This window comes from Rhodoferax sp. (genome assembly GCF_014859475.1).
Taxonomy (GTDB): domain Bacteria; phylum Pseudomonadota; class Gammaproteobacteria; order Burkholderiales; family Burkholderiaceae_C; genus Rhodoferax.
This window is the reverse complement of record NZ_JACUUE010000049.1, coordinates 1-15,909: the sequence shown is the minus strand read 5'-3', so window position 1 is coordinate 15,909 and position 15,909 is coordinate 1. Positions and strand designations below refer to the sequence as shown.

The following is a 15,909-nucleotide window of genomic DNA, read 5'->3' as shown; positions in this document are numbered from 1 at the left end:
ACTATGCAATTTCCTGAATCCTGGTTGCGTGAATTCTGCAACCCACCGTTAAGCACCGCTGAACTCGCCGAGACCCTGACCATGGCGGGTCTGGAGGTAGAAGAGCTCAAGCCGGTGGCACCGCCGTTCAGCCACATCGTGGTCGGCGAAATCAAGGAGGCGGTGCAGCACCCCAATGCCGACCGCCTGCGCGTGTGTCAGGTGGATGTGGGTCAGGCCGAACTGCTCACCATCGTTTGCGGTGCGCCCAACGCCCGCGCCGGCGTCAAGGTGCCTTGCGCGCTGGTGGGGGCCGAGTTGCCGCCCGGTGAAGACGGCCAACCGTTCCTGATCAAGATCGGCAAGTTACGCGGCGTCGAGAGCTTTGGCATGCTGTGTTCTGCCCGCGAACTCAAGCTCTCCGAGGACCATGGCGGCCTGCTGGAGCTGGCCACCGAGGCAGAAGTGGGGCAGGACATTCGTGCACATCTGTCGCTTGACGACACCTTGTTCACGCTCAAGCTCACGCCCAACCTGGCGCATTGCCTGAGCGTCTATGGCGTGGCGCGCGAGGTGTCTGCCCTCACGGGCGCAGCGCTGACAACACCGGACTTTCCCACGACCAGCTGTGCCATCAACGAGCTGCTGCCGGTCAAGGTCAGCGCGCCGGATCTGTGCGGCCGTTTTTCCGGGCGCATCATTCGCGGTGTCAACCCCAAGGCCGCCACGCCCGCCTGGATGGTGGAGCGCCTGGCGCGTTGCGGCCAGCGCAGCGTGACCGCGCTGGTGGACATCTCCAACTACGTGATGTTCGAATTGGGTCGGCCGTCGCACATTTTTGACCTCGACAAAATCCATGGTGGGCTCGACGTGCGCTGGGGAAAACCGGGCGAACAGCTCAAGCTGCTCAACGGCAACACCGTCACGGTCGATGCGCAAGTGGGCGTGATCGCCGATGCGCAACAGGTTGAGTCCCTGGCTGGCATCATGGGCGGCCATGCCACCGCGGTGTCGGATGACACCCGCAACATCTTTGTCGAAGCCGCCTTCTGGTGGCCCAAAGCCATTGCCGGGCGCTCACGCCGCTTCAATTTTTCCACCGATGCCGGCCACCGCTTTGAGCGCGGTGTAGATCCTGAGCTAACCGTGGAACACATCGAGCGCATCACCCAGTTGATCGTTGAGATTTGTGGCACGCCCGACACGGTGTGCGGCCCTGTGGACGACCAGCAGGTGGCCATGCCCCAGAGCGCCAAAGTGGCCTTGCGCGTGGCGCGTGCGGCCAAGGTGCTGGGCATGCCGCTGACGCAGGCGCAGTGCGTGAAAGCGCTCACCGGCCTGGGCCTGCCGGTGACCGAGGGTGACGGCGTGATTGAAGTCACGGCGCCTTCTTACCGCTTCGACCTGCAAATCGAAGAAGACCTGATCGAAGAAGTGGTCCGCATGATCGGTCTCCACAAGCTGCCGCAAACGCCGCCGCAGGCACCGATCACCGCCAAGATTCGCCCCGAGAACCAACGCAGTCCGTTTGCCGTGCGCCGCGCGCTGGCCGCCCTGGGCTACCAGGAGACTATCAACTTCAGTTTTGTCGAAGCGCGCTGGGAGCACGAACTGGCGGGCAACCCGAACCCGATCAAATTGCTCAACCCGATTGCCAGCCAGATGAGCGTGATGCGCTCAAGCCTGCTCGGCTCGCTGCTGCAAGTGCTCAAGTTCAACCAGGACCGCAAGGCGCAACGCGTGCGTGTCTTCGAGCTGGGGCGTGTTTTTTTGCGCGATGCCTCGGTGCCGAGCTCAGACACCACGGTGCAGGGCTTCAACCAGCCCATGCGTGTGGCTGGCGTGGCCATGGGCGCGGTGGATGCGCCCGAGTGGGGCTGTAAAGAGCGCGCTGTTGATTTTTACGATGTCAAGGGCGACCTTGAAACCCTGTTTGTGCCGACCCGGCTGACGTTCGAGCCGGCCGAGCACCCAGCCATGCACCCCGGGCGCTGCGCGCGCGTGCTGTGCGGCGGTCAGGCGGTTGGCTTTGTCGGCGAACTGCACCCCAAGTGGCGCCAGTCGTATGACCTGGTGCAAGCCCCTGTCATGTTCGAGGTGGATCTGGATGCGGTGCTGAGCCGCCAGGTGCCGCGCTTTGGAACGGTGCCCCGCTTCCAGGCGGTTGAACGTGATATTGCCGTCTTGGTTGCTGAATCGGTCACGCACGACGCCCTGATGCAGGCCATCTGGTCCGCGTCATGTGGCGGTGTACTGCGCGACGCCGTGCTGTTTGACATTTACCGGCCCAAAACCCCCGTTACTGCATCACAACAAAGTGTGCCGACCGAGAAAAGCATGGCGATCCGTTTGACGCTGAATGCGCAAGATGCTACGCTTTCCGAACAGCAAATTGAAACGGCAGTTGCCGCCGTGATTGCCACCTTGAGTGAAAAATTGGGTGCGCGACAGCGCGCTTGAATCACCCGCCACCCCCTAGCCACAGAGCGAGTCATCGATGGACATTACGGTTGAATCCCTGGAAACCCCGGCCCTGACCAAGGCGCAACTCTCAGAGTTGCTGTTTGAACAGATCGGCCTGAACAAGCGTGAGTCCAAAGACATGGTGGATGCTTTTTTTGATCTGGTGTCACGCAGCTTGGTCGAAGGCGATGATGTCAAGATCACCAGCTTTGGCAACTTCCAGATTCGTACCAAGTCACCGCGCCCCGGGCGCAACCCGCGCACTGGCGAGGCCATACCCATTGCCGCGCGTCGGGTCGTCACTTTTCACGCCAGCCAGAAGCTCAAGGAGCAAATTCAGGCTGGTGCCTCGTCAAACTCCACAGAAGTTTGACCAACAGCAACTCTTTTGTGGGTAAGCTGTCTTTACAGTGTGGGCTCAGTTAGAGTACGCTTGCACATTTTCAGCTTATATTGTTGATTCAAATGGAGAATTCGCTCCCCCTGATTCCAGCCAAACGCTACTTCACCATTGGTGAAGTTGGCGAACTGTGTGGTGTCAAGCCGCATGTGCTGCGCTATTGGGAGCAGGAATTTACCCAACTCAGGCCCATGAAACGGCGCGGCAATCGCCGTTATTACCAGCATCACGAAGTGCTGATGATCCGGCGTATTCGTGAGTTGCTCTACGACCAGGGCTTTACCATCAGTGGCGCGCGCAACAAAATGCAGGAATTGCTGCAAACCAGCTCGAGCGCCCAGGACCTCGATGATGTGCATCTGGACCCGACCGCCGGTTTGGCGGACGGCAATGCGCGACCAAAGGCCGATCCTGATGGCGTGGCAGCGCAAGACAAGCTTGTACAGCTTGATTCCTGGCGCTTGCTGCGACACGAACTCAACGAAATCAGGGGCCTTCTGGAACTCGATTTCTAACGCGCCGCAGCCGAAATCGATCTTGTCCGTGGTTATAATTCACCGCTTCGGTGTGTGGCGCAGCCTGGTAGCGCACTTGCATGGGGTGCAAGGGGTCGAAGGTTCGAATCCTTTCACACCGACCATATGAATCAAGGACTTGCTTAGAAATGAGCCGAGTCTTTTTTTTTGGTTGCGTTGCCTCGTGTTATGGATGCACTTGAGTTTGCGGCAGATTGCCGAAAAACTTGTACAACACATCGTTGTGGTTATCGCGTTTCTTTTGCTGTTGAGCGTTCAATTCTCTTGGCTTGGCCCACTCGGCATGCGCGCGCGCTGACCTGACGACTTTAAGAAATTGCTGGGTTTGCGTCGTCGAAAATGTGATCGGACTCGGGGCTCGCAGCAAGAATTGATCTGCATGCCCACGTTTTTCAAGCGCTATGAGCATGCTCAGATGCTGCCCCGCAAGCAGCAGCAAGGCACTGTCGTTCAAGCTCAATTCAAGCTTGCCGCGTAGTTTGTTGAATAACTTGTTTCCGACGCGTCCCTGGCTTAGAAAACCTCCGATGGCCCCGCCCGCAGTGACGCCAGCACCCAGCGACACGCCTGCCACGGCAACATCTGCCGCCAATCCCACTGCCATGCCCACCATGGAGCCAATGCCAAGACGTTTTCCGGCTTGCTTCAGCGCTTCAGGGTTGAAGAGGTCCGAGTTCCAACGCGCCGTGAGTTCGGGCAACATCGCTGTCTCCGCGCTATCGACCGCAAAGCCATGCAGTTCAAGCATCGATTCAAAGCCCTGCCGACTGAGTTTTGCAACCTGGGCTTGAAACAATCGGATGGCCTGCGCCCTGGAAGCCTCATCAGAGACGACTTCCGAGTCCAGAATTTCACGATAGGAGGCCAAACTCAAGATCAAGTCGCCCACCAGCCGCAAGCCCGCCGCGTGCCTTTCCTGGCGCTCTGAATCCAGGTACGCCACCAGGTCTTGCAGTTGTCCGCGCCGCTCAGGCAGCAAGCCACCGAGGTCGGTGTACAGGTTTTTCTCGGCATCATGCATGGGTGCCACCGTTTGAAACCGGACACGCGCGTGCAGCCCGTGGGTGGCAAACATCGCAAGCCACGCGGGCTCCTGGCTGTCTGGATTGCCCACGTAGTTCAGCACGGGCAAGATCGGTTTGGCACACCACCGCAAAATTTCGATCTCATCGGCAAACTTGGGCAGTGGCGTTTCCCGTGTGTCGATCACGAGCAGGGCAGCGTCCACGTCTTTCATGCAGCGCAGCACTTTGGCCTCCTGCTCGAAATCACCCATTGCCAGCGGACCCGATAAAAAAGCTGCTATTTTTTGCGCTGCAGTGCAGCTTGCATCCATGGCTTGCAGGTGTTCCAACAAGGCTGGCGCGTCCTCAAGACCGGGTGTGTCCAGAAAACGGATGGCCGCAAGACCATCGACGGTCAACGGGATCGCCTGGACCTCGCGCGTCGTGCCGGGCCTGTCCGACACTTCGCCAAAGTCATTGCGTCGCGTCAGCGTGCGCAGTAATGACGTTTTGCCCGCATTGGTATGGCCGACAACGGCCAATTCAATGGCCTTGGCCATGATCCTCCTTTGCCCATTTGACGGCTGCGTCAGGGCTGTCGTTAAAAACCTGGTCCAAAGCCAAGGGCGGCAGCCAGTCCAGCCAGCGCTTGGCCGACACCGAAGCCTCTTCGGCGCGGTTCCCCAAGAGCAACAGCGCCGTGGCGCCGGCGAAGCTGGTGGCCTCGCGAATGAAGCGTTCTGTGGCGCGGTCCGGGCTGGCAGCGCTGTTGCAGATGACAATCAGGCGTTCGGGGCTAACGCGTCGCAACTGCGCCAGCGTGGCACGTTTGCTGGCTGCGGAGCCATCTGTTTTTTCCACCAGTCGATTGCCGGCAGCCCATGCGGGCGGCCAGGCTAAATCTGGAGGTAACTCGAAGCCGATGACAGCCCACCCCGAACGGGATGGCGAACCCGGCATCACTGAGGCAGACCCTTTGGGTGTGGCATGCTCGGCGTCAACGAGTTGCCAAGCGTTGAGCGATTCAAAGCGTTGCATGAGCTTGCGGATGTAGGGGTCCTGGGTGTCAACCCGCAACTGCCCCAAGGTGCGCCAGAGCATCGTGGCACTGATCGCGCCAACCAGCGCGCGCAGCCCCAAGCCATAGACCAAGGTGCAAGCGATCAGCCAAAGCGCCCATCCTCTGTGGTCGCCCGCGCCACTGAGCACATGGGCAACATCCGGCGTGGCAAAGCCAATCAGCCTGGGCAGACTACCCGAAATCTGGGCGAATCTGGCCAGCACCTCGGGACTGAGAATGGTGGTCTCCCAAGTCAATCGAAAGGCAAAAAATGAGAAGGCCGAGACCAAACCCATCAATGTCAATATGAACGCCAGCGCCCATATGGCGTGCATCATGGTCCCGAAAGCCCAGCTCAATAATCTGCGCTGCTGGCCAAGCACGGAAAGGCCGGCATCGAGCAACAATCGGCTCGATCGACGCTTGAATCCGGGGAGTTGTGTGCTGGTACTCAAAATCCACCTGGGCAAGCCACCACTGTCAGCGCCAACAGCCAACGCAATGAGCCAGAGGGTGAGGCTCACAAAGTGCGGCCCCAACACCGCAGCCAATGCCCCCAAGGCGTTGATGCTGCGGTCGCCGCCAATGACCGCACCGATCAAACCATAAGATAGAAGGGCGACCAACACAGCGCAGACCAAGCTCACCCACATCAACCAGCCACGCCAGTGCGCGAGTTCCTGGTCCAGGCCAAGCTGGGGCGCCAGCAGCACGGCACGCCTGAACAGGCGGTCTTGCGGGCGACTGAACTGGGCATGCGCCTCGCGCATGGCCAGCACATCATCCAACGGCTGCGCCTGCTCTGCCAACTGCACGGCACGCAGTAAAAGCAAACCTTCAAAAGTGCCGGGCAGAGCAGGTGGTGCGTCTTGAACGGGATTCGTAGAGGTCAAAAAAAGCTTTCAATTGACACGGCGCTGGCTTGCGGTACCGGCAGGTGACCGGTTTTAACCAGAATGGTGCACCCCTCGACGCTGAACGGCTGGTGCGCGCTCAAGTGTGGGCTGCGAATCCAGCTGCCAGCCGGGTAGCGGCCCAGCTCATCTTCAAACACCCCATCGATGACAAAAATCTCTTCACCGCCGTAGTGACGGTGCGGGTTGAAATAAGTGCCAGGCGCCCAGCGCACCAGCGCGGTGTGCTGGGTCTGAAATTCCGACAGCGGCAACACCCGCAGACCCTCGACCAAGCCTTGGTACCAGGTTGCGCTTTGCGTCGCCACCACCACTGGCTCCTGGTCAACCGGATCGAGGTGACGTAATTTCACAAACAGCGTGCAACCATGCTCCGAGTAAGGTGTGTGGGCTGAACCAGCAGGGTTTTTGAGATAGGTGCCTGGGCCGTAGTGGCCGGATTCATCACCAAAATCACCTGACAGCACCAGAATTTCTTCGCCCAGCTCATGCACGTGGCGGGTGAATTGTGAGCCAGCGGCGTAACGCACGATGGACGTGGCGCGCGCCGCCTCGCCGCCGTCGCGCTCGATCATGCGCCGCATGATGCCCGACACCGGAGAGTCTTGCCAGGGCAAGTTGTCAGTCGCCACCACGGCGCGTTGGTACAAATCTGCATTGATTTTCATCCGGAAATTTTGACATAAACCTGAATCCGTGACCTCAAAAAGCCAGCCACCGGTTTTCTCCTGAATCTCTCCAATATTTTCCAGAAACTACGTGAAATCAGTTCCATCAGCCGTCCAGCGTATCTCGAAAGCCCGTGCTCGTGGGTTTTTCGGTGATATTGCACCGATCATGCCGACTTGCGCGCAAGACTTTTCCTGCCCAGTTTGCTTGGGCAGCATGAATTTCGTATCGTGGGATGTTTTGACTTCTGCTGAACCGCTACGCCGCTTTAAGCTGCCCGTAATGGCGCTCAAACACGGCAAAACCGCTGTCACTCTCGCCCAAGCCAAAAATCCATCGCCCGGCGTGCTTGATCATGCGCGCGGCCTTGAACATTATCTCCTGCATGACCGTGCGGATGCGACGGTGTTTGGCGGTATGGCGCACCGGCGAATCAGTGCCGTTGAGCGTGTTTTGCCCAATCATGCGCAACAAGTTCATCGCCACCGCCGCAAGCTGGCACACCAGGTAGTTGGTGTCAAACTTGCCAGAGGGCAGACGCTCCAAGCAGTAGCCCAGACTGCCCAAGTACACCGCAAACGGGCAGTAGCCGTCCAGTCCTGCGTAGGTGCGCCCAACCAATTCTTTCTTGGTAAAGCTGTTGTTCATGGCAAAGGTGTCAAGATCAACCGGGGTGTAGCTGCAGTCCAGGGCACCGAAGTCGATGGGCTTGCCGGCAACGCGCTGACTGAGCAGCTTATGGTTGATTTGAGGCATCAGGTCAAACCACTGCGAAGCGAAAGAGTCGAAGCGCTGGCGCAACGTGGGGCTCGACGGCACGTGCCGCAAGTCCAGCGCACGCTTGAAGAAGTCGTTGTCCCGAAAGTTCTCGATGGCATCGAAGTCGTTCTTGCCCAGACTCAGCAGGCCAATGTAGGATTTGAGGACATCGCTGTTGGCGATACCAGCCCGGATGGGGAAGGCAGAATCGAGCAGGGATTTGAGATGGGTGGACTTGAGATATTGGCCAATCAGGGCCAAACCGGCGTGAGAACTAAGGTCGTAGGGGAGCTTTTTGATAATGAAGTCGGTCATGATCGTGTTCACCTTTAGGGTGAACAAAAGTTTAAACCTAAGCCATTGATTTATATGAATAAATCAGCTTTTTTTGCTATGAAGTTACGGCTTCAGGAATAGGGTTTTCGGATTTATTGGGCCATGCAACGTGCTGGGTAGTGACCGAGCCCATCGGCCGTTTGGCAATGTGGCGGGTGTTGAATGTTTTCCATAGCACCATGGGGTTGCCCCTCGTCGATGCGCGTCCGTTTTGCGTTAAAGTTCACCAGTCAGTCATACACCACTACACTGGCAGGCGGCCTCACCAAAACGCTTGTATGAAATCTCGTCTTTTTTTGGCCACACGTCGTTGTTCGTCGTGGTAACAGCGTCGGCTATTGCGCCGCTTCATGCCCAGCCTGGCTGAAAACTTTATCGATCTCATTTCGAAATCCTTTTGATGAAACGGACCCCTCACAGCAGCATGACCGAGCCAAAACCCCTGATTCTCGCCATTGACGACACGCCGTCCAATCTGCTGTTGCTGGGCATGGCGCTACAGCCCGACTTTGAGCTGCAAATTGCCACCTCCGGCGAAGCCGGGCTGGCTTTGGCCGCGCAATTGCACCCCGACCTGATCCTGCTCGACATCATGATGCCCGGCATCGACGGGTTTGAGACCTGCCGCCGGCTCAAGGCCGACCCTGTGTTGATGAACATTCCGGTGGTCTTTGTTAGTGCCCTGGCCGAGCGCGAATCTGCGGGCTTTGCCCTGGGCGCGGCAGACTACATTGCCAAACCAGTCAATGTAGAAATCGCACGCCAGCGGATTCGCAATTTGCTTGAGCGCGAAACCTTACGCAAAAATGTGACGGCACAAAGAGACCAGCTGCAGGCCCAGGTGGCCCAGTTGCATGCGGCTCAGCGGGTACTGGAGCAAACCCGGGTCACGCTGGCCGCCAGCGAGGCGCATCTGAACGCCATCATTCTGAACGAGCCCGAATGCATCAAGATTGTCGATGGGCAGGGGCGTCTGGTGCAAATGAACCCGGCTGGCCTGGCCATGATTGAGGCCGACTCGCCCGGGCAGGTGATCGGGCAGCCGCTGCTGGCGCTGATCGCGCCCGAACACAGGGAGGCTTTTTTAGCGATGCACCAGCGGGTGCTTGGCGGCGAGTCAACCAAGCTGGAATTTGAAATACAAGGCCTCAAGGGTACTCGGCGCTGGCTCGAAACCCACGCTGCGCCGCTGCAGGAAAATGGCCAGACCGTGAATTTGGCCGTGACCCGCGATGTGACCCAGCGCAAGCTTGAGCAGCAGCGCCTGGAGCGACTGCTGCACGAGCAAAAAGCCATCACTGACAATGAATTGGTGGGCATGGTCAAAACCGCCAACCGCACCATTGTGTGGACCAACCGGGCCTTTGAAAAAATGCTGGGCTACGAGCCGGGCGAGATGGTGGGCCTGGGAACGCAGCGAATCAACGCCGATGATGCCAGCTACGCTGCGGTGGCAGCTGCTTACCCGGTGTTGCAGGCAGGCGGCATTTTTAGAGCGCAAATCCAATACGCCAAAAAAAATGGTGAACGCATCTGGGTGGACCTGAATGGTGCCATGCTTGACCATGACACGGGTGAATGCCTTTGGATGCTTCTTGACATCACCAACCGCGTAGAGGCCGAAGACGCATTGAAGCAGCAACTGCGCTTTACCGATGGCCTGCATCAAATCGCCCAGGCCATCATCGACGGGCCGCAAACCAGCGCGCTATTGCAGCAAGTCACCCGCATTGCCGGCCAGACACTGGGACTTGACCGGGCGCTGATGTACCAGGTGTCTTTTGAGCAAGATCAGGTGATGGCGTTGCATGAATGGCTCAATCCGCTGCAAGCCGACTTGCAACCCAATACCAAGTCGTATCCGCTGAGCCTGTTCCACGCTAGCGCCACCGAAATGTTGCATACCCAGCATTACCTCGCCAGCCACCGTGATGCGGTCCACCCGCTGTTTTTGGCCGATGGCTCAGCCGAGCTGCTGCACCAGCGCATGGGAATCCAGAGCTTGCTTTGGTACCCCTTTGACTGGTCAGAGGGCACTTGCGTGATGCTGGGGCTCTATCAGGTGTTTGGCAGCCGGGTGTGGTCCCCTGCTGAGCTTGATTTTGTTGAGTCGCTGGTGCGCCAGGTTAACCTGGGCCTGAGTAAAATCAGGCTGCTGGCCGCACAACGCCTGGCCCAACGGCAAATCCAGCTCGCCGCCAGTGTGTTCAGCCATGTGCGCGAGGGCATCATCATCACCGCGCCAGATGGCACCATTATTGACGTCAACGAGGCCTTTACCAGCATCACCGGCTATGCGCGTAGCGAGGCGCTGGGCCAAAATCCGCGCCTGCTCAAGTCTGGCCGTCATGACGCAGATTTTTATGCCAGCATGTGGCAGCAGCTCACGGCGCACGGCTACTGGCATGGCGAGCTGTGGAACCGGCGCAAAAATGGCGAGATATTTCCTGAAACGCTGACCATCACCGCTGTGCATGATGACGCTGGCCAGCCAGCTCACTACGTTGCCATGTTCTCGGACATCACTGCATTCAAGGCGCACCAAAACCAGCTCGATCAGCTGGCTTATTACGATCCCCTGACCCAGTTGCCCAACCGCACCTTGCTGGCCGACCGCATGCGCCAAAGCTTGGCGGCGGCGCAGCGGCATGGCAAACATCTGGTGGTGGTTTTTCTTGACCTCGACGGTTTCAATGCGGTCAATGACAGCCATGGCCATGACGTGGGCGACCAGCTGCTTGTCGCCTTGTCAAACCAAATGAAACAGGCCCTGCGTGAGGGCGACACGCTGGCCCGCATTGGCGGCGACGAATTTGTGGCGGTGTTGGGCGACCTGGCAGAGCCCCAGGCCAGCGTGCTGATCTTGACCCGGCTGCTCGCCGCAGCGTCCGAGCCGCTGATGCTCAACGGCGTGCAACTGCAGGTGTCGGCCAGCATCGGTGCAAGCAGCTACCCGCAGCCGCAAGAGCTGGAAGCCGACCAGTTGCTGCGCCAAGCCGACCAGGCCATGTACCGGGCCAAACTGTCTGGCAAGAACCGCTTTTGTTTTTTTGATGTCAAGCAGGACGCCGGGCAGTCGTGTGCTTCGACTTATTCCTGAACAGCTTTGGTACCGCCACGCAGGCCGCATGCAATTTGATTTTTTCGACGACACGCAAAGCGTTGTGCTGCGCAACGACGTGATATTTGCGCTGGCGAAGTTCGACGCGCCCAAGGCGCAAATGGCCTGGAACGTCTTGGTACGCCACCACCCGCACGATGCGGCGGCCGAGCCTTTGTTGCTGCTCATCGTCAGCCTGTGCGAGAGCACCACCACGCCATTTCAAAAGCACACTGAGCTACGTGCCGCCTGCTCCGAGATGCACAACAAAATCGTGCCTGCTGCGCTGGCGGGCATGGGCAAAGCGGCGGCTGCGCCCTGGCTGAACGCGCGTTGGCAGGCCCTTGCCGGGCGCGCGGCAGCGCTGTCTTACCTGGGCACTCATCCAGACGAGCACGCCGCCCCGCTTTGGCTGCAGGCGCAGCAATGGCAACTGGCGGCAGATGCAGTGGCGCAAATTGAATCGTGGCGTCGTATTCCGGCCCCCTTGTCCTGGATGCTGCATGCGCGCCTGCAATTGCAGGGTTTGCAGGCCAACTGGGGTTTGCTGGCCGAACTGGCCTGGTTGGCCGCGCAGCGGCTCGAGCGCGTGCTGCAGCAAACGGCCGAGCCGATCCTGGCGGCTTTGGTGCGCCAATTTGAAACGAGCTTTACGGGTGCGGGCGATGCCGATGACCTGGCCTGGTTTCCGGCCTGGGCGCTCATCGAGCAGCCCGCGCTGGCCCATGCGCTCAAGCAGGCGCAGGCATCTCGGCACACCCCGCCCGAGCAGGCCATGCGCGTCATGATCGAGCTGCTGGGCCTGGAGCGCCAGGGCCGACAGCGTGAGGTGCTCGCGCACCGCAAGACCTTGCGCGGGCTCAATGGCGAACTGTATGCGGCCTACATGGCGCGACGTTGATCCTTTGTGCCGTGCCTCGATGCCACAAGCGATAAAGGGGTACCGTTATCGCGCAGCGTGGCGAGCCATGTCTTCGGAAGTTATGGACTGCGCCACTTCGTTCGCAATCACGACGTTCTTTCACGTTGAATCGCACCCGGCGCCCGTCGGCGACGAACTGCCGGGCGATAATTGCGGCATGAAAAATTTCCGGTTGCCACGCTGTGTCGGTACCCACTTCGGCGCCTGATCTGGCGACTGTCGCCATGGCGGCATTCGACCAAGTGGTGGCTGCCACGCCGGGGTTTCGCGTGCGCACCGGGCAGCGCGAGATGGCGCAAAGCATTGCCACCCACCTTCATAACGTGAGCTTGGGCGACCAGCCCGAGCCGCTCAGTGCCGTCTCCGTGATCCAGGCGGGCACCGGGGTGGGCAAGTCGGCCGCATATTTGTCAACCACCGTGGCACTGGCGCTGGCGCGCAACACGCGGGTGGTGGTGTCCACCGCCACCGTGGCGCTGCAAGAGCAGCTCATGCACAAAGACCTGCCGGCACTGGCCGCCGTGCTCGACACCCCGTTTGTCTATGCGCTGGCCAAGGGCCGTGGCCGCTATGTGTGCAAGCTCAAGCTGGAGCGCCTGGTGGGCACCGGCGGGTTTGATGCGGCAGAGTTGTTTGACGCTGACGATGCCGCCGATGCCGCGCCTGGCGTTGTCCAAGCCGCCACCGTGCAGCCCAAGCGCGGCACCGCGTGGCAAGACCCCATGGAGCGGCGCATCAGCCTCTACGAAACACTGGCCTCGGCGCTGGCCGCGGGCAAGTGGAACGGCGACCGCGACAGCCTGGCCGAGCAACCCGACCCGCGCGACTGGTCCACCGTGGCCGCCGAGCGCCACACCTGCACGGCGCGCAATTGCCCGCGCTTTGGCAGCTGCAGCTACTACCAGGCGCGCATGCAATTGGCGCAGGCGCAGGTGATTGTGGCCAACCACGACCTGGTGCTGGCCTCGTTGGGCATGAAGGCGCTGCCCGAGCTCAACAACTGCCTGGTGGTGTTCGACGAAGGGCACCATCTGCCGGCAGTGGCGCTTGAGCAGTTCTCCAGCGCCATGGACCTGAGCGGTCTGCGCTGGTTAGACAAACTGCCAAAAATCCTGATCGAGGTGGCCGACAAAATCGGTTTGGCGCTGGCGCAGGACGTTGCCACGCTGGCACAACAGCTCAAAACCGCGCTGCTCGAAGTCAACCGCATGGCCATCGACTTGCTGCGTGGCGCATCCAGTGGGTATGACCTGGTTTACCGCTTCAAGGACGGTGTGGTGCCCGCCGCGCTGCTGGAGCCGTTCAAGCAGATTCACGACCAGGCGGCGGCGCTGTCTGACGCGCTGGAGGCCCTGGGCGCCGAGCTTAAATCACGCGTCAAGGAAGACCCGGCGCAGGCGACCGATTGCGCCGTGCAGTACGCCAGGCTGGGCCCGATGGCACCCAAGCTCAACAGTGTGGTGACCACCAGCGCGCAGTGGCTTGGCAACAGCGAGCCGCCGCTGGCCAAATGGTTCAAGTCCGACACCAGCTCGGGCCTGGTGTTTTTGAGCGCACACGCTTGCCCGATCGTGCCCGGTGAGCTGTTGCGCAGCCATCTGTGGAACCACGTGCGTGGCGCCGTGGTCACTTCGGCGTCGCTCACCAGTTGCGGCAGCTTTGACTTTTTTCTGGGCGAAACCGGCCTGGCCGGTTTGCCGCAGCTGAGCACGTTGGCGGTTGACAGCCCGTTTGATTACCGCACCCAGGGCCAGCTCATCGTGGCCGACACCGCCGCCGACCCCAAGCAGGTTGACATCTACACCACCCAGATGGTGGCTGCCTTGCTGCTGGATTTGCGCGACGTGCCGCACGGCGCGCTGGTGCTGTTTACCTCGCGCGTGCAAATGCAGGCGGCCGTGAGCGCGCTCGACGCTGGTTTACAAGACATGGTGCTGGTGCAAGGGCAAATGGCGCGTTCGCGCTTGCTGGGCATCCACCAGGCGCGGGTGGAGGCGGGCCTGGCCTCGGTGATTTTTGGTCTGCAGTCGTTTGGCGAAGGGCTTGATCTGCCGGGCCAATTGTGCGAGACGGTGTTCATTGCCAAACTGCCGTTCGGCTCGCCCAGCGACCCGGTCGACGAGGCGCGCGCCGAGTGGCTCAAGCGCGACGGGCGCGACCCGTTTTCTGAGCTGGTGGTGCCGGCCACCGGCATCAAGCTGCTGCAGTGGACCGGCCGGGCGATCCGCTGCGAGACCGATCAGGCGCGGGTAATCTGCTACGACAAGCGCTTGCTGAGCATGGCCTACGGCCGTCGCATGTTGCAAGGCCTGCCGCCTTATGCGGTTTCAAGGCGCGCCGGCGCGGCGGCTTCGGCGCTTTGATGCGAAGATGCCGGACTGTGTATTGCATTCAAGGAAGTAAAGGGTGAATGATTTCTTCAAGCAGCTTATGAGCTGGGTTTTGCGCCTCGGCTTGCTGTTGGCCGCGTTGATTTTCATGGCCAGCCTGTTGTTTGCCGCCGGTTTGCTGCTGGCGCTTTGGCTGTTGCGCGCCTTGTGGGCCAAGCTGAGTGGCCGACCGGTGCAACCTTGGGTCTTCAAGATGCACCGCGCTGACATGTGGCAAAGGGCGTATCGCGCTACCGCGCCGGGTGGCCGTGACAAAGCACCGATGGACGTGATTGATGCCGAGGTGAAAGACATCACCGATGTGACCGACGTGCAGGAAAAACGCCCCTGAAACCCTTTGCTGCCCCGGCATCCGGGATCAGCGCCGGTTCAATTCGGTGCTTGCGTTGACGCTGCTGGCTTGCGTGAGCATGACCCGGCGGGCGCCATCGAAGCGACGACTCCAGTACGACACGCCCATGTTTTCCACCCGAACCTGTGCGCCAGGCTTGGGCGAGTGGATGAATTTACCCTCGCCAATGTAAATGCCCACATGGCTGAAGGTGCGCTGTAGGGTGTTAAAGAACACCAGGTCGCCGGGTTGCAGTTCTGTCTGAGAGATGACTTGGGTGGCGGCAGCTTGCTGTTCGGCTTTGCGCGGCAAAATCAATCCAACGGTCTGCTCGTACATGGCCTTGACAAAACCGCTGCAGTCGAAGCCGGTTTCCAGGCTGTTGCCGCCCAGTCGGTAAGGCACACCCAGAAAGCCCATGGCCGTTACCACCAACTCTGAAGTCTTGTCGGTCAGGTTTTGGCGCACTTGGTTCATTTGCGTCAACAAGCCTTTATCATAGAGAAAAAGGCTCAGGTCATCAGGCGCATCTACCAGTGTGGCGTGCACGCTGGTGGCCAGCAGCAGGGATGAAAAAAGGGCGAAACGGCGCATGATTTAAGTTTACTCATATTTGTATCATCTTGACAAGGTTTCGAGAAACATCATTCAACACATTGATTTAAAAAGGCATTAAAGGAAAATCATGTTCAAGGCATTGTTATTGGAAAACACCGACGGCTTCAAGGCCAGTGTGACGCAAGTTGATGAGGCGCGCTTGCCGACCGGCGACGTGACCGTGGCGCTGGCCTGGTCCACCCTCAACTTCAAGGACGGCCTGGCCATTACCAACAAAAGTCCGGTGGTGCGGCAGTGGCCGATGGTGGCCGGCATTGACGGTGCCGGCACAGTGCTCGAGTCGAGCCACCCCGACTGGCAGGCGGGCGATACCTTTGTGCACAACGGCTGGGGCGTGGGCGAAACGCACTGGGGCTGCCTGGCTGAAAAAGCCCGGCTCAAGGGCGACTGGCTGGTCAAGCTGCCCAGCGCCTTCACGCCGCGCCAGG

Annotated in this window: 12 protein-coding genes, 1 tRNA gene and 1 pseudogene; 9 read left to right on the top strand and 5 right to left on the bottom strand. The window is 59.9% G+C overall.

The features are described from left to right. The first annotated feature begins 3 nt into the window (after positions 1-3). The 4 genes from pheT to IBX54_RS06710 all read left to right on the top strand — a co-directional run bounded on the left by pheT (position 4) and on the right by IBX54_RS06710 (position 3,482). Positions 4-2,439, top strand: coding sequence for a phenylalanine--tRNA ligase subunit beta (gene pheT / locus IBX54_RS06725; RefSeq protein ID WP_296541894.1), 2,436 nt, complete (start codon positions 4-6; stop codon positions 2,437-2,439). A gap of 37 nt (positions 2,440-2,476) precedes the next feature. Then, positions 2,477-2,815 (top strand): integration host factor subunit alpha, encoded by a 339-nt coding sequence (locus IBX54_RS06720; RefSeq protein ID WP_296541893.1) that lies wholly within the window; start codon positions 2,477-2,479, stop codon positions 2,813-2,815. Positions 2,816-2,907: 92 nt separating this feature from the next. Continuing rightward, entirely contained in the window at positions 2,908-3,357 is a 450-nt protein-coding gene (locus IBX54_RS06715; protein WP_296541892.1) for a MerR family transcriptional regulator, read from the top strand. A 48-nt stretch (positions 3,358-3,405) separates the two neighbouring features. Beyond that, positions 3,406-3,482, top strand: a tRNA-Pro gene (locus IBX54_RS06710). A 62-nt stretch (positions 3,483-3,544) separates the two neighbouring features. Here IBX54_RS06710 and IBX54_RS06705 read toward each other — a convergent pair. The 4 genes from IBX54_RS06705 to IBX54_RS06690 all read right to left on the bottom strand — a co-directional run bounded on the left by IBX54_RS06705 (position 3,545) and on the right by IBX54_RS06690 (position 8,102). Beyond that, positions 3,545-4,942, bottom strand: a complete 1,398-nt coding sequence (locus IBX54_RS06705) for a DUF3482 domain-containing protein (RefSeq protein ID WP_296541891.1) — start codon at positions 4,940-4,942, stop codon at positions 3,545-3,547. Continuing rightward, on the bottom strand, positions 4,926-6,335 hold the full coding sequence (locus tag IBX54_RS06700) for a DUF2868 domain-containing protein (RefSeq protein WP_296541890.1): 1,410 nt from the start codon (positions 6,333-6,335) through the stop codon (positions 4,926-4,928). The genes IBX54_RS06705 and IBX54_RS06700 overlap by 17 nt, the downstream gene beginning before the upstream one ends. Next, a complete protein-coding gene (locus IBX54_RS06695; RefSeq protein WP_296541889.1) occupies positions 6,332-7,024 on the bottom strand; it encodes a cupin domain-containing protein in 693 nt (230 codons plus the stop codon). Before IBX54_RS06695 ends, IBX54_RS06700 begins: the two co-directional genes overlap by 4 nt. A gap of 259 nt (positions 7,025-7,283) precedes the next feature. Then, positions 7,284-8,102 carry a hypothetical protein gene (locus IBX54_RS06690; protein WP_367141818.1) on the bottom strand — a complete coding sequence of 273 codons (819 nt, stop codon included), beginning with the start codon at positions 8,100-8,102 and terminating at the stop codon, positions 7,284-7,286. A gap of 418 nt (positions 8,103-8,520) precedes the next feature. On the opposite strand from IBX54_RS06690, the gene IBX54_RS06685 reads away from it, so the two are divergent. The 4 genes from IBX54_RS06685 to IBX54_RS06670 all read left to right on the top strand — a co-directional run bounded on the left by IBX54_RS06685 (position 8,521) and on the right by IBX54_RS06670 (position 14,863). Continuing rightward, a complete protein-coding gene (locus IBX54_RS06685) occupies positions 8,521-11,220 on the top strand; it encodes a PAS domain S-box protein (RefSeq protein WP_296541887.1) in 2,700 nt (899 codons plus the stop codon). Positions 11,221-11,248: 28 nt separating this feature from the next. Continuing rightward, the gene (locus tag IBX54_RS06680; protein ID WP_296541886.1) at positions 11,249-12,121 is read left to right on the top strand and encodes a hypothetical protein; all 873 of its coding nucleotides are present in this window, start codon (positions 11,249-11,251) and stop codon (positions 12,119-12,121) included. A 203-nt stretch (positions 12,122-12,324) separates the two neighbouring features. Next, the gene (gene dinG, locus IBX54_RS06675; protein ID WP_296541885.1) at positions 12,325-14,505 is read left to right on the top strand and encodes an ATP-dependent DNA helicase DinG; all 2,181 of its coding nucleotides are present in this window, start codon (positions 12,325-12,327) and stop codon (positions 14,503-14,505) included. A 67-nt stretch (positions 14,506-14,572) separates the two neighbouring features. After that, positions 14,573-14,863, top strand: a complete 291-nt coding sequence (locus IBX54_RS06670; protein WP_296541884.1) for a hypothetical protein — start codon at positions 14,573-14,575, stop codon at positions 14,861-14,863. 27 nt (positions 14,864-14,890) lie between these two features. Here the strand turns inward: IBX54_RS06670 and IBX54_RS06665 are convergent, their stop codons facing one another. Continuing rightward, positions 14,891-15,457: a C40 family peptidase gene (locus IBX54_RS06665; RefSeq protein ID WP_296541883.1), complete on the bottom strand. Its 567-nt coding sequence runs from the start codon at positions 15,455-15,457 to the stop codon at positions 14,891-14,893. 91 nt (positions 15,458-15,548) lie between these two features. On the opposite strand from IBX54_RS06665, the pseudogene IBX54_RS06660 reads away from it, so the two are divergent. Continuing rightward, a pseudogene (locus IBX54_RS06660) lies at positions 15,549-15,909 on the top strand (oxidoreductase); the annotation flags it as partial.

Excerpts from the sequence above, each read along its gene's own strand:
- IBX54_RS06685 (WP_296541887.1), top strand. The coding sequence starts at position 8,521 with ATGAAACGGACCCCTCACAGCAGCATGACCGAGCCAAAACCCCTGATT.
- IBX54_RS06720 (WP_296541893.1), top strand. The coding sequence starts at position 2,477 with ATGGACATTACGGTTGAATCCCTGGAAACCCCGGCCCTGACCAAGGCG.
- IBX54_RS06680 (WP_296541886.1), top strand. The coding sequence starts at position 11,249 with ATGCAATTTGATTTTTTCGACGACACGCAAAGCGTTGTGCTGCGCAAC.
- IBX54_RS06665 (WP_296541883.1), bottom strand. The coding sequence starts at position 15,457 with ATGCGCCGTTTCGCCCTTTTTTCATCCCTGCTGCTGGCCACCAGCGTG.
- IBX54_RS06705 (WP_296541891.1), bottom strand. The coding sequence starts at position 4,942 with ATGGCCAAGGCCATTGAATTGGCCGTTGTCGGCCATACCAATGCGGGC.
- IBX54_RS06670 (WP_296541884.1), top strand. The coding sequence starts at position 14,573 with ATGAGCTGGGTTTTGCGCCTCGGCTTGCTGTTGGCCGCGTTGATTTTC.
- IBX54_RS06715 (WP_296541892.1), top strand. The coding sequence starts at position 2,908 with ATGGAGAATTCGCTCCCCCTGATTCCAGCCAAACGCTACTTCACCATT.
- IBX54_RS06695 (WP_296541889.1), bottom strand. The coding sequence starts at position 7,024 with ATGAAAATCAATGCAGATTTGTACCAACGCGCCGTGGTGGCGACTGAC.
- pheT (WP_296541894.1), top strand. The coding sequence starts at position 4 with ATGCAATTTCCTGAATCCTGGTTGCGTGAATTCTGCAACCCACCGTTA.